Below are 13,023 nucleotides of genomic sequence, written 5' to 3' on the forward strand. Positions count from 1 at the left end.
TCGGCAGGGTCTTGCCGGAAAGCGGCAAAGTCCTGCCGCAACCCGTCAATATTGCGCCATAGTGTTGCCGCGCCGCCATACCGGTGCTAGGCACCGCAATAACCGGCGCAAAATGCGATAGATGCATCATCCGCCGGCCCGTATCTTTCGCGCCATCGTGCGCGACCAGTCAGGTTGACGCTGCAATGAGGCAAGTTCCGTCCCCTATTTCCCGCACAGCCCCGGTTTTTCCGGGTCGGTGCGCGATGGCGGAAGCGCCGGACCACCGGTCCTGCCGTGCCCATGCAGCAACAGCAGAATGCAAAACCCGTCGGACGCAGACGGCACCGCCCGCGCCCGTCCGGCCCGCACATCGCGCACCGGGAGCTTTCACGCCCCGGCGCGCCCGGAGAACTATAAATGACCATGCGTATGTTGATCGACGCACGGCACCGGGAAGAAACCCGCGTCGCCGTCGTCAAGGGAAACCGTATCGAGGAGTTTGATTTCGAATCGTCCGAGCGTAAACAGCTCAAGGGCAATATCTATCTGGCAAAAGTAACCCGCGTCGAACCGTCGCTGCAGGCGGCGTTCGTCGATTATGGCGGCAATCGCCACGGTTTCCTGGCGTTCAGCGAAATCCATCCCGATTATTACCAGATTCCGAAGGAAGACCGCGACGCGCTGCTCGCCGAAGAGGCCGAGCATGCCGCCGAGGAAGCCGCGCTGCGCGCCGAAGCCGAGGTCGATGAGGATGAAGGCGAAGACGGCGACGTCGAGGTGCTCGAACGCCCTTCCGACGATGAGGAAGCGGACGACGACGCCAACGACGAAACGCCGTCCGGCGGACGCCGCAAGCGCCGCCGGGAAACCGACAAGGCCGCCGATGCGCTGCGCCAGCGCCGCATGGAACTGCGCCGCCGCTACAAGATTCAGGACGTCATCCGCCGCCGTCAGGTGCTGCTGGTACAGGTCGTCAAGGAAGAGCGCGGCAACAAGGGTGCGGCGCTGACCACCTATCTCAGCCTTGCGGGGCGCTATTGCGTACTGATGCCCAACACCGCCCATGGCGGCGGGATCAGCCGCAAGATTTCCAACGCGTCCGACCGCAAGCGCCTGAAGCAGATCATGTCGGACATGAAGCTGCCGCCCAGCATGGGCTGCATCGTCCGCACCGCGGGGCTGAAGCGTACCAAGACCGAGATCAAGCGCGATTTCGACTATCTTGCCCGGCTATGGGACGGCATTCGCGAGGAAACGCTGAAATCGACCGCGCCCGCGCTGGTCTATGGCGACAGCGACCTGATCAAGCGCGCGATCCGCGACATCTATAATCGCGATATCGAAGAAGTGATGGTGGAGGGCGAGGAAGGCTATCGCGCCGCCAAGGACTTCATGAAGCTGCTGATGCCGTCGCATGCGCGGCGCGTGAAGCAATATTCCGACGCGGTGCCGCTGTTCCAGCGCCATCATGTCGAGGATCAGCTCGCGGCGATGTATCACCCCGTCGTGCAGCTTAAATCCGGCGGCTATCTGGTCATCAACCCGACCGAGGCACTGGTGTCGATCGACATCAACTCCGGCCGGTCGACCAAGGAGCATAATATCGAACAGACCGCGACCGCGACCAATCTGGAAGCGGCGCAGGAAATCGCTCGTCAGTTGCGTTTGCGCGACATGGCGGGTCTGGTCGTCATCGACTTTATCGACATGGACCACGGATCGAACGTGCGCAAAGTCGAAAAGGCGATGAAGGAAGCGCTGAAATCCGACCGCGCCCGCATTCAGGTCGGCCGCATCTCCGCCTTCGGGCTGATGGAGATGAGCCGTCAGCGCCTGCGTACCGGTGTGCTGGAAGCCTCCACGCGCCAGTGTCCGCATTGCGAAGGCACCGGGCTGGTGCGCACCGCCTCGTCGGCCGGGCTGTCGGCGCTGCGCCTGATCGAGGATGAAGCCGCTCGCGGTCGCGGGTCCAGTCTGTTGCTGCGTGCCAGCCAGGAAGCGGCCTTCTACGTCCTCAACAAAAAGCGTGCCGACATTGCCGAGATCGAGGAACGCTATGGCGTGAAGGTAGAAGTTGCGCCCGACGGGGAAATTGAGGGCGCACGTATGTCGGTCGAGGCTTCCGGGCCGCCGCCTGCATACACGCCGAAACTCGATGCGATCATTGAAGATCCCGACGACGACCTGCCGATCGAGGAAGAGGACGAAGAGGAAGATTTCGACGCGTCGGAAGAAACCGATCGCAGCGAAAACGAAGGCTCCGGCCGCAAGCGCCGTCGTCGCCGTCGCGGACGGCGCGGTCGCGGACGCGATACGCAGCAGGATCAGGAAAGCGGCGACAGCACGGACGAGGATTCGTCCGAGGATTCGTCCGACGAAGCGGAAGACGCGGCGGAAACCAATGAATCCGACAATGCCGAGGACAGCGAGGGTGGTGAAAAGCGCAAGCGTCGCCGGCGCGGTCGTCGCGGTGGACGCCGGAACAAGGCTGCGGATACCGACAGCGAGGATAGTGCATCCGAATCCGGCGAAAGCACGGATGCCGGGTCTGAACCGCAGGCGGAAGCACCCGCCCCTGTCGAAGCGGCACCGGAAGCGGCAACAACCGCCGAGCCGGAACCGGAACCCGCCCCCAAGCCGAAGCGCACGCGTCGTCGCCCGAAGGCGCGTGACGATGATGCACCCAAGGCAGCCGAACCTGTAGCGGCGGAACCCGCTGAGACTGACGAAGCGGAGGCAAAGCCGAAGCCGAAACGCACCCGTCGCAAGAAAGCGGCCGAACCTGCCGAGGCGACGCCAGAGGCCGCAACCGCAACGGACGAAGCTGCCGTTGCGGAAGAAAAGCCGAAACCGAAACGCACGCGCCGTAAAAAGGCCGAGCCAAAGGTGGACACCGCAAGCGAAAGTGCTCCCGAAGCGCCAGAGGCACCTGTTGCGGAAGCACCCGCTCCCGCCACCAACGGCGCAACAGAACCGGAACCCGCCAGTGTCGATGCAGAGACAGCGGACAATGGCGAGAATGAAACGCCGCGCCGCGGCTGGTGGCAACGCACCTTCGGCTGACACACCGATGAAAACAAAACGGGCCGTCGGAGAAAATCCGGCGGCCCTTTTTGTTTCAGCGCGGGTTCATGCAAAATCTGTTATCGGTTCGTCGCGATTGGCGGCACATGATTTGCGAATACATTGATTGATGACATGTTTTCCGGGAATATGGCGGGCATGAAGCGTCTGTTCAGCCTGCTTGCTATGGTCTGCCTGCTGGCCGCCGTACCTGCGCGCGCCCAGACCGTGCTACAGGATGCCGAAACCACCGCCCTGTTCAACGACATGATGCGCCCGATTATCGAGGCTGCGGGGCTGGACCCGAAAAACGTCAATATCGTTATCCTGCAAGATCCGGAGATCAACGCCTTCGTCGCAGGTGGGCAGACGGTCTATGTCAATTCCGGGCTGATCGAGGCGGCCGACAACGCCAATGAAGTGCAAGGCGTTATCGCCCACGAACTGGGCCATATCGTCGGCGGCCATGTTCCGCTTGGCGGTCGCGCGATGAAATCGCCCACCGGCATCACCATCGCCAGCCTGTTGCTAGGCATTGCTGCGGTGGCAGCCGGTGCGGGCGAAGCCGGGGCAGGAATTCTGTCGGCCGGCCAGCGCGCCGCAATGGGGAGCTATCTGGCCTATAGCCGCACCCAGGAAGCCTCCGCCGACGCAGCGGGCGCCCGGTTTCTCAACAAAGCGGGTGTCAGCGGCAAGGGGATGCTGGAGTTCTTCAAAAAGCTTCAGGGCATGGAATACCGCCTCGCGATTCCGCAGGACAATGCCTATGACCAGAGCCATCCGCTGACCGGAGACCGTATTGCGGCACTTACCAAAACGCTGGAAAGCTCGCCTTCCTGGAACAAGCCTGAAAGTCCGGGAATCGAAAAGCGGTTCGAACGCGTTCAGGCCAAACTGGAGGGCTATATCGAGCCGCTGGATGACGTACTTACCCAATATCCCAAGACCAACACTTCGATCCCGGCACTCTACGCCCGTGCCTATGCCTATCACCGCGCCGGCTATCCGCAGGAGGCGGATGCAGCAGCGGCTGCTCTGGTGAAGGATGACCCGAACGATCCCTATTTTCTGGAATTACAGGGGCAGATTTTTCTGGAAGCCGGACATCCGCAGGAATCGCTCACTGCCCTGCGCAAGGCGACACAGCTCAGCAATTATAATCCGCTGATCGCCACTACCTTCGGCCACGCGCTGGTCTCAACCGACGATCCCAAAAATTATGCCGAGGCTGAAACCGTGCTGAAACAGGCGGTCGCCCGCGACGACGACAATCCATTCGCATGGATTCAGCTCGGTACGATCTATACGCGACAGGGCGATGAGGTGCATGCCGCGCTGGCCAAGGCCGAACTGTCCGACATTACCGGCGACATCCCCATGGCGGCCGTCAGTGCCAAGCGCGCCATGGCCGGACTTCCTGAAGGATCGCGCGACTGGCTGCGCGCGCAGGACATATTGATGGTGTCGCAAAACGCGATGCGCGACAAGAAACACTAATCGGTGACATTATATGAGCTTGACTGAACGACTGGCGCGTTCGCCGCTGGCGCTTGCTGCACTGGTCTTTGCCTCCGCCCTGCTCGGCGCGCTGGCTTTCGCAGCGGCGCAGATGCTGTTTCCCGGCGCGACCGGAGACAAGGCGCAGGTCGAAAAGATCGTCCACGACTATGTGCTCGACCATCCCGAAATCCTGCCCGAGGCGATGGACCGGCTGCGCGCGAAACAGGTGGCCCAAGTGGTGGACGCCAATCGCAAGCAGATCGTCACGCCGTTTGCCGGTGCCTGGTCGGGTGCGCAAAAGCCGAAGGTCAATGTCGTCGTCTATACCGACTATGCCTGTGTGTTCTGCCGCGCCAGCCTGCCTGAGATAGCCAAGCTGGAAAAGAATGTTCCGGACGTACGCATCGTCTATCGCGAGCTGCCGGTCCTGAGCGCCGAAAGCCGGGTGGCAGCGTTGTGGAGTCTGGCCGCCGCGCAGCAGAACAGGTTTCAGCCGTTCCACGACGCCCTGTTCGCCGCCGACCATCTGACCGAAGCGAGCATTCAGGCAGCCGCGCAAAAGGCGGGGCTGGACATGGCAAAGGCGAAACAGTTCGCCAATTCGCAGGCCGCGGCCGATGAAATCGATCAGAATCTGAGCATGGCCCAGCAACTCGGCATGTCCGGCACGCCATCCTGGGTAATCGGGGACAAGGTGGTGTCGGGGGCAGTCCCCTATGCTTCGCTGAAATCAATGGTGGCAGCCGCGCGTTCCGAAAGCTGACGACCACCGACTTTACTCTGGCTGCTTGTAGCGCGGCCTGCGGCACCCTACCTCTCGGCTTCTGCCGAAAAGGGGGCTCATGCCAGTGCAACCCATTCTCTCGCTTGCCGGTGTCGGCAAGACGTACAAATCCGGCCATCGTGCGCTCGAAGCCGTCGATCTGGAAATTCACAAGGGCGAAATCTTCGCCCTGCTCGGCCCCAATGGCGCGGGCAAGACGACGATGATTTCCATTGTCTGCGGGATCGTCAATCCGTCCGAGGGGACGATCACCGTCGACGGGCACGATGCCGTGCGTGACTATAAAAAGGCTCGCGCGATGATCGGGCTGGTGCCGCAGGAATTGTCGGTCGACATGTTCGAAACAGTGATCGCGACCGCGCGTTTCAGCCGCCGACTGTTCGGCCGTGCGCCCGACGACGGCTATATCGAGCAACTGCTCAAGGATCTGTCGCTGTGGGACAAGCGCGATTCAAAGATCATGGCGCTATCCGGCGGCATGAAGCGGCGCGTTCTGATCGCCAAGGCGCTGAGTCACGAACCCGACATCCTGTTCCTCGACGAACCGACGGCGGGTGTCGACGTCTCCCTGCGCCGCGACATGTGGAAGCTGATCGGGCGGCTGCGTGAGCGTGGCGTGACCATCATCCTCACCACCCATTATATCGAGGAAGCCGAAGAAATGGCCGACCGGGTGGGCGTCATCAACAACGGACGGCTATTGCTCGTCGACGAAAAATCGGCGCTGATGAAGAAGCTCGGCAAGCGCGAAATGGATATCGCGCTGGTAGAACCGATGACGACGGTGCCCGGCGCCCTGTCCGAATGGGATCTGGAACTGGTCGATGAAGGGCACAAGCTGCGCTACACCTTCGACGCGCAGGCCGAACGCACGGGCATCCCCTCCTTGTTGCGCAAGCTTGGCGATCTGGACATCGGGTTCAAGGATCTGGAGACGTCGAAAAGCTCGCTGGAGGATATTTTCGTCGATCTGGTCTCCGAACGCGAACAGGAGGAGGCTGCGTTATGAACCTGCACGGTATCTGGGCAATCTATCGCTTTGAAATGGCGCGCGCACTGCGCACTTTGTGGCAGTCTGTTGCGACCCCCGTCATCACCACCTCGCTCTATTTCGTCGTCTTCGGCGGCGCGATCGGCAGCCGCATGCAACAGGTCGGCGGCGTCAATTACGGCAGCTTCATTGTGCCCGGCCTCATTATGCTCACCCTGTTGACGCAGAGCATTTCCAACGCCTCGATCGGCATCTACTTCCCGAAATTTACCGGCACGATCTACGAACTGCTGTCGGCACCGATTTCCTCCATGGAAATGGTGATCGGCTATGTCGGTGCGGCGGCGACAAAATCGGTCGCGCTGGGCCTGATCATCCTCGCCACCTCTACGCTGTTCGTCCCCCTTCAGATTGCGCATCCGCTGGCGATGATCGCGTTCCTGATCCTGACCGCGCTGACCTTCAGCCTGTTCGGTTTCATTATCGGGGTCTGGGCGCAGGGATTTGAACAATTGTCGATCGTACCCGCGCTGCTGGTGACGCCCCTCACCTTTCTCGGCGGTGCCTTCTATTCGATCGACATGCTGCCCCAGCCCTGGCGCACGGTCAGCCTGTTCAACCCGGTCGTCTATCTGGTCAGCGGGTTCCGCTGGAGCTTTTTCAGCAAGGGCGATGTGTCGGTCGCATGGAGTCTGGGGTTCATCGCCCTGTTCATGGCGCTGTGCCTGATCCTGATCGCGTGGATTTTCAAATCGGGTTATCGGCTAAAGAGCTGATTTGCGCGCGCAACCGGCTTACCTTGCGCATCGGCAGGGTAAAGCCCTGCTGCTCGGCAAGGCGGTCCAGTTCCTTCTGGCGCAACGGGGTGTCGAACAGGCAACTTATTTCGAAACCCTGCGACCAGACGACCCGTGCCTTTCGCCCCCGCACACCGGGCAGCATCACCTGGAGCGGGGAGTCGCGATCGACCTCTCCATAAAGCGTGAGCTGCACGCCGCCCTTGCAGATATCCACCACACGACAGACACAGCGGGCCGCCCCCTGTCCGGCGATTGTACCCGTCGCAGACGTCCGGATATGGACGGCGCCGTTGCGGTTGCTTCCCGGCTTTACGCGCAATTCTGCGGAAAACATCGTCCCCCTTTCGCTGACGATCCCGCATTGCGTAAAACTACGTAAAAAAGCGTTAAACCAATCTCGAAAATCCCGCTGCTATTCCGCCATGACCGGCAGCGTGATCTTGCTGCCCGCACACACGCGCTGCCTGGCGGTGACAAAATCCTCCGGCCTCGCGCGATAGATATTGGGCACGAATTTCTGCGGATTGCGGTCGATGACCGGGAACCAGCTCGATTGCACCTGCACCATGATGCGGTGGCCTTTTTTGAACACATGGTCATGGCTGCGCAGCGGCACGTTCCACGCAATCACCTTGTTCGGGGTCAGTGCGTGCGGCACCTCTGCGCTTTCCAAAAAGCGCCCGCGCCGCACCTCCATCGCCACCGGCAACTGATAGCCGTTGAGCGAGCGACCATAATCGCCCAGTTCCGGCTTTTCCCGCAATTGTTCGTAATTGTCGGGGTACACATCGATCAGCTTGACGACGAAATCGCTGTCGGTGCCGCTGGTCGAAGCCATCAGCGTCGCCGCCAGTTCTCCGGTCACGGTCAGGTCATGTTCCAGCGGCGCGCTTTTATAGCTCAGCACATCGGGGCGTCCGCCGACGAAGCGCTGATCGCCGAATTCCCACAACCGCCAGTCGGGAATGGGATAGGTGGGCGAAATCGGGCGCGGGCGAAACGGCACAGGATTATCCGGATCGCTGATATAGCTGCGGCATGCCTCTCCCGCGTCCGGCCGGTCGAACGATACGGTGCCGTCGACATGAAGGTACAGTGACTTCTCCACAGCACCGCGCGGAGGCCAGTGCTTGTAGCTTTTCCAGACGAAACTGCCGCTTTCGAACATCCGCGCCTCGAAATCGGGGCGTTTGCCCTTTCCGTGCAGCCAATAGGCAAAGAACGGTGCCTCAATCTGTTGCTGGAACTGGATACCGCTGTCGGTGCCGATGGGAATACGGCCCATTGTGTCGCCCCTGCCGTGCCAACCGCCGTGATTCCACGGCCCAGCGACGATCTGGTTCAGGTGATCGGGGTCGTTCTGTTCCTGCTTGTAATAGATCTGCCAGCTTCCCCACGGGTCTTCCTGATCCCAGAAGCCCGCGACATTGAGCGTCGGCACCGTGGTCTTTTTCAGCGCACCCAGCCAGTCCTGCTTCTTCCAGAAGGCATCGTCGTTCGAATGGTCGAGCATCGCGGTGAACATCGGGATGCTGCCCTTGAAATAATCCTGATCGATCTTCGCCACCGGCGTCTGGCGCAGGAACCAGTCATAGGTGTCGTACTGATCATATTCGAAGGTCGAATCCTGCGCCTTGTCGTGCTGAAGCATGTAGAGCCAGTCGGTCGCGTAGGAGAGCCGCATCGCGCCATAGCGGTGCAGGTCGTCGTTCATCCAGTAATCGACCCATGCCGCCTGGGGGCTGACCGCCTTCAGCGCCGGATGCGGATCTGCCAATGCGACCGCTGCGGCGAAGCCGGGATAGGAGACGCCCCACATGCCGACCTTGCCATTGTTATCGGCCACGTTCTTCACCAGCCAGTCGATCGTGTCATAGGCGTCCGTCGCCTCGTCCACCGCCTTCGGGTCGTCGGGATGGACGGCGGTGGAAAAGGTGAAGCTGCCGTCCGATTTGAACCGCCCGCGCATCGACTGATAGACGAAGATATAGCCGTCCTTCATCAGCGCCTTGTAGGAATCGGGAACCTGCGACGGCGCGGATTGCGGCACGCCATAGGGGGTTCGCTGCAGCAGGATGGGCAACGGCCCCGTCTTGCCGGTCGGGCGCAGGATCACCGTTTGCAGCTTCGCCCCGTCGCGCATCGGCACCATCACCTCCTGAAAGGTGAAGGGCGCTTTTGCAGGCGGCACGGGCACCGTCGTCGCCTGTGGCGCCGCGACCGTTACCGGAACCGCCGCTCCCGCCAGCGCCAAACCGATTATCCCAGCCCGCATCGCAATCCCCCTGCCCGTTCGCAGCACAGAAGCGTCAGAGCGCGGCGACTGTCAATGCCGCACAGGCGCGCGCGGGATTCCCATCGCCAGCGGACGCAGGACCAGACTGTTCAGATCGACAAAGACGTGCAGCACAATTGCCACCCACAGGCTCGCGGTGGCGAGATAGGCCCAGCTAAACACCGCCGCGAGGCCCAGCGAAGCGAGCATTCCCAGCCCGCCCTGATAGCGATGCGCCAGCATGAACAGCAGGGCCGACAGCACAAAGCCCGCCAAGCCGCTCCCCGTCACCATCGCAATCGCCAGCGGCAGTGCCAGCCGAAAGAACAGCTCCTCCGCCACACCCGCCGTCACCGCCATCGCCACGCCATAACCCAGTTCGCCGCGATGCGCGGGCATCAGCGCACCGATATCGCCCAGCATCCATTGCCGCTTTCCCCGCCGCCAGCGCGCAACGCCCGCCCCCAGCAACGCGCCGATCAGCAGCCCGACCACGCCCGCCCCCAGCAACATCCGGTCCCCGCGCGCCGCACCCGGCACGATCCCGAACACCCGCCCGGCCTGCGCCAGCAGCACCGGCAACCGGCCGACCGCACTCAATTGTTGCAACAAGGCCAGCACGGTCAGGCTGGGCAGTGCGAACAACAGCCAGCTTTTCACTACCCAGAAGCGCAGCCGTTGGGGACCATGCCCCATCGACACGCCCAGCCGCTCCGCCAGTCGCCCGAACAGGAACAGCCAGTAGAAAGCCAGCAATGCCGCCAGCACAATTATCGCAAGGATCATCGCGTCGCCGTCACGTCCGACATCACATGATCGGGATGCAGATCATGCGGGCTGGTGGCAAACCGCCTCGATATTGTTGCCGTCGGGATCGAGAATGAACGCGCCATAATAGTCCGGGTGATAATAGGGCCGCAGGCCCGGCGCACCATTATCCGTGCCGCCCGCCGCCAGTCCGGCCGCGTGAAATGCATCAACATGCGCGCGCGATTCGACGGTGAAAGCGGCGTGAATCGGCCCGGACACTGTCGCACCGCCGCCGATCCAGAAAAACGGCTTACCGTCCTTCCCATAGCCGGTATGCGCGTGTGCGCCCGTTTGCTCGGCAGTGACTTCCAGCACCCTATCGATCCCGATCGCCGTCAGCACGGCATCGTAGAAACCGCGCGATGCCGCGTGGTCAGATACGGTCAGGCCTATATGGTCAAGCATGCACCCCTCCTTGATTGGCGACAGCGACGATCAGCCGATGGTATGTTCGCCCTTGATCCAGCGCACGGTGCCGGAGCTTGCCCGCATCACCACGCTGTCGGTGGTCATCCGCTTACCGACGCGCTTCACGCCTGCGAGCAGCGATCCGTCGGTCACACCGGTCGCAGCGAAGATGCAGTCACCCTTCGCCAGATCGTCGAGGGTATAGACGCGTTCGAGATCCTCGATCCCCCATTTGCGCGCCCGCGCCCGCTCGTTATCGTTGCGGAACAGCAGCTTGCCCTGAAACTGTCCGCCGACGCAGCGCAGCGCGGCACAGGCCAGCACGCCCTCCGGCGCGCCGCCCGCGCCCATATAGATATCGATGGTGGTTTCGGGATTGGTCGTCGCGATCACGCCCGCCACATCGCCATCGGGAATCAGCACGATGCCGCAGCCGACATCGCGCAGTTCGGCGATCATCTTTTCATGGCGCGGGCGATCGAGCACACAAGCGATGATCTCGCTGGGCTTCACGCCCTTGGCTTTCGCCACTGCCTCGACATTTTCGGTCGGGCTCTTGTTCAGGTCGATCACGCCGTCGGGATAGCCGGGGCCGACCGCGATTTTCTGCATATAGACGTCGGGCGCGTTGAGCAGGCAGCCTTCTTCCGCCGCCGCCAGCACGGCCAGCGCATTCGGTCCGGCCTTGGCAGTGATCGTCGTGCCCTCCAGCGGGTCGAGCGCGATGTCGATCTTCGGCCCCTTGCCGGGTGCGCCGCCCACCTTCTCCCCGATATAGAGCATCGGCGCCTCATCGCGCTCGCCTTCGCCGATCACGACGGTCCCGTCCATATAGAGCTGGTCGAACGCGCGGCGCATCGCCTCCACCGCTGCGGCGTCTGCCGCTTTTTCATCGCCGCGCCCGATCAGGGAGGATGCCGCGATTGCCGCCGCTTCGGTCACGCGGACCATTTCGAGAACCAGAACGCGATCGAGTTGATTGGAGGTCGAAGTCATGCAGCCAGCCCCTTTCGTCCATGCCGTACCGCAGCGCGATAGGCGAGCGATCCGGGCTTGTCGAGCCGCACGCGACCTACTCCCCCAGAATATACATCCACATCGGCGCGCCGGTCAGGCTGGGTGAACCGCTCAATTTCTCAAGCGCTTGCGCAACACAGCGTTCCGGCCCTTCATGGGTGACGATCACCACCATCACGCTGCCGTCGGCGGCCGCACCGCGCTGAATCAGGCTTTCGATCGATACGCCCGCATCGCGCATCGCAGCCGCGATTTCGGCCAGCACACCGACCCGGTCCTGCACCATCAGGCGGACATAGGCACGCCCGCGCCGTTCGCCGCTGTCCGCCACCGGCTGCGCGGTCAGCGATTCGACCGGCATCGCATAGGCCGGGCCGAACTCGCCACGGGCAATGTCGATCAGGTCCGCGACCACCGCGCTGGCGGTCGGGCCATCGCCCGCGCCCGCTCCCTGAAAGAACAGCCGTCCGACATAATTGCCTTCCGCCACCACGGCGTTGATCGAATCGCTGACATGCGCGAGCGGGTGACGCAGCGGCACCAGATAGGGGTGAACGCGCTGGAACAGCCCGCCCGCATCGGCTTCCGCCATGCCGACCAGCCGCACGCGATAGCCGAGCGCCGCGGCCTCCGCGATATCGGCAGCGACGACATGGCGCACCCCGCCGGTCGCGACATCGTCAAAGGCTGGCCGGGTGCCGAACGACAGGCTGGCCAGAATCGACAGTTTGTGGGCGGCGTCCACACCGTCGATATCGAAGGACGGGTCCGCCTCCGCATAGCCCAGCGCCTGCGCCTCCGACAGCACCGCATCGAAATCGCTGCCGTCGCTTTCCATCTTCGACAGGATGTAATTGCAGGTGCCGTTCAGAATGCCGTAAACGCGCGTGATCGCGTTCGCCGCCGCCCCTTCGCGCAGCCCCTTGATGACCGGGATGCCGCCCGCCACCGCCGCTTCGAATTTCAAGGCGACATCGGCTTTTTCGGCTGCCTCGGCCAGCGAGAAGCCATGATGGGCAATCATCGCCTTGTTGGCGGTAACGAAGCTCTTGCCCGCATCCAACGCCGCACGCGCCAGCGCCAGTGCCGGACCATCCGCCCCGCCGACCAGTTCGACCACCACATCCGCCCCGGGATGGCGCGCCAGGGCGGTCGGATCGTCCACCCAGTCAAACCGGTCGATATCGACGCCGCGATCCTTGCTGCGGTCTCGCGCAGACACGGCAACCACCTCAATGGGCCGTCCCGCGCGTCGCGCAATCAGCTCGCCATTGGCGTCGAGCAGGCGAATCACACCGGCGCCGACCGTGCCCAGCCCCGCAATCGCCACGCGCAATGGTTCGCTCATTCGCTTCGCCCTTTACCGTTGTTTCAAATCGCTCCGCTACTGCCG

The 13,023-nt window shown here is 62.6% G+C and carries 11 protein-coding genes; 5 read left to right on the forward strand and 6 right to left on the reverse strand.

Annotated elements, in window-relative coordinates; all coding sequences use genetic code 11:
* Positions 1-399 precede the first annotated feature (399 nt).
* The 5 genes from FHR23_RS03785 (at position 400) to FHR23_RS03805 (ending at position 7,096) form a co-directional block, all read left to right on the forward strand.
* Complete coding sequence (locus FHR23_RS03785; protein ID WP_425506340.1) at positions 400-3,045, forward strand: Rne/Rng family ribonuclease; 2,646 nt, start codon at positions 400-402, stop codon at positions 3,043-3,045.
* Positions 3,046-3,204: 159 nt separating this feature from the next.
* On the forward strand, positions 3,205-4,542 hold the full coding sequence (locus tag FHR23_RS03790) for a M48 family metalloprotease (protein WP_184001569.1): 1,338 nt from the start codon (positions 3,205-3,207) through the stop codon (positions 4,540-4,542).
* 13 nt (positions 4,543-4,555) lie between these two features.
* On the forward strand, positions 4,556-5,308 hold the full coding sequence (locus FHR23_RS03795; RefSeq protein ID WP_184001570.1) for a DsbA family protein: 753 nt from the start codon (positions 4,556-4,558) through the stop codon (positions 5,306-5,308).
* 85 nt (positions 5,309-5,393) lie between these two features.
* Positions 5,394-6,338, forward strand: coding sequence for an ATP-binding cassette domain-containing protein (locus tag FHR23_RS03800; protein WP_184002162.1), 945 nt, complete (start codon positions 5,394-5,396; stop codon positions 6,336-6,338).
* On the forward strand, positions 6,335-7,096 hold the full coding sequence (locus FHR23_RS03805) for an ABC transporter permease (RefSeq protein WP_184001571.1): 762 nt from the start codon (positions 6,335-6,337) through the stop codon (positions 7,094-7,096). Before FHR23_RS03800 ends, FHR23_RS03805 begins: the two co-directional genes overlap by 4 nt.
* Here FHR23_RS03805 and FHR23_RS03810 read toward each other — a convergent pair.
* The 6 genes from FHR23_RS03810 to FHR23_RS03835 form a co-directional block, all read right to left on the reverse strand.
* Positions 7,068-7,454 carry a hypothetical protein gene (locus FHR23_RS03810; protein ID WP_184001572.1) on the reverse strand — a complete coding sequence of 129 codons (387 nt, stop codon included), beginning with the start codon at positions 7,452-7,454 and terminating at the stop codon, positions 7,068-7,070. The genes FHR23_RS03805 and FHR23_RS03810 overlap by 29 nt on opposite strands.
* 78 nt (positions 7,455-7,532) lie before the next feature.
* Complete coding sequence (locus FHR23_RS03815; protein ID WP_184001573.1) at positions 7,533-9,395, reverse strand: CocE/NonD family hydrolase; 1,863 nt, start codon at positions 9,393-9,395, stop codon at positions 7,533-7,535.
* Positions 9,396-9,446: 51 nt separating this feature from the next.
* Positions 9,447-10,181 (reverse strand): CPBP family intramembrane glutamic endopeptidase, encoded by a 735-nt coding sequence (locus tag FHR23_RS03820; RefSeq protein ID WP_184001574.1) that lies wholly within the window; start codon positions 10,179-10,181, stop codon positions 9,447-9,449.
* 42 nt (positions 10,182-10,223) lie between these two features.
* On the reverse strand, positions 10,224-10,610 hold the full coding sequence (locus FHR23_RS03825; protein ID WP_184001575.1) for a VOC family protein: 387 nt from the start codon (positions 10,608-10,610) through the stop codon (positions 10,224-10,226).
* A gap of 30 nt (positions 10,611-10,640) precedes the next feature.
* The gene (glpX, locus tag FHR23_RS03830) at positions 10,641-11,609 is read right to left on the reverse strand and encodes a class II fructose-bisphosphatase (RefSeq protein WP_184001576.1); all 969 of its coding nucleotides are present in this window, start codon (positions 11,607-11,609) and stop codon (positions 10,641-10,643) included.
* Positions 11,610-11,685: 76 nt separating this feature from the next.
* Positions 11,686-12,978 carry a homoserine dehydrogenase gene (locus FHR23_RS03835; protein WP_184001577.1) on the reverse strand — a complete coding sequence of 431 codons (1,293 nt, stop codon included), beginning with the start codon at positions 12,976-12,978 and terminating at the stop codon, positions 11,686-11,688.
* Between the last annotated feature and the right edge of the window lie 45 nt (positions 12,979-13,023).

It is taken from the genome of Stakelama sediminis (assembly GCF_014199335.1).
In the GTDB taxonomy this organism is placed as follows: Bacteria; Pseudomonadota; Alphaproteobacteria; order Sphingomonadales; family Sphingomonadaceae; genus Sphingomonas; species Sphingomonas sediminis.

Excerpts from the sequence above, each read along its gene's own strand:
- FHR23_RS03820 (WP_184001574.1), bottom strand. The coding sequence starts at position 10,181 with ATGATCCTTGCGATAATTGTGCTGGCGGCATTGCTGGCTTTCTACTGG.
- FHR23_RS03785 (WP_425506340.1), top strand. The coding sequence starts at position 400 with ATGACCATGCGTATGTTGATCGACGCACGGCACCGGGAAGAAACCCGC.
- FHR23_RS03795 (WP_184001570.1), top strand. The coding sequence starts at position 4,556 with ATGAGCTTGACTGAACGACTGGCGCGTTCGCCGCTGGCGCTTGCTGCA.
- FHR23_RS03825 (WP_184001575.1), bottom strand. The coding sequence starts at position 10,610 with ATGCTTGACCATATAGGCCTGACCGTATCTGACCACGCGGCATCGCGC.
- FHR23_RS03835 (WP_184001577.1), bottom strand. The coding sequence starts at position 12,978 with ATGAGCGAACCATTGCGCGTGGCGATTGCGGGGCTGGGCACGGTCGGC.
- glpX (WP_184001576.1), bottom strand. The coding sequence starts at position 11,609 with ATGACTTCGACCTCCAATCAACTCGATCGCGTTCTGGTTCTCGAAATG.
- FHR23_RS03815 (WP_184001573.1), bottom strand. The coding sequence starts at position 9,395 with ATGCGGGCTGGGATAATCGGTTTGGCGCTGGCGGGAGCGGCGGTTCCG.
- FHR23_RS03790 (WP_184001569.1), top strand. The coding sequence starts at position 3,205 with ATGAAGCGTCTGTTCAGCCTGCTTGCTATGGTCTGCCTGCTGGCCGCC.
- FHR23_RS03805 (WP_184001571.1), top strand. The coding sequence starts at position 6,335 with ATGAACCTGCACGGTATCTGGGCAATCTATCGCTTTGAAATGGCGCGC.
- FHR23_RS03810 (WP_184001572.1), bottom strand. The coding sequence starts at position 7,454 with ATGTTTTCCGCAGAATTGCGCGTAAAGCCGGGAAGCAACCGCAACGGC.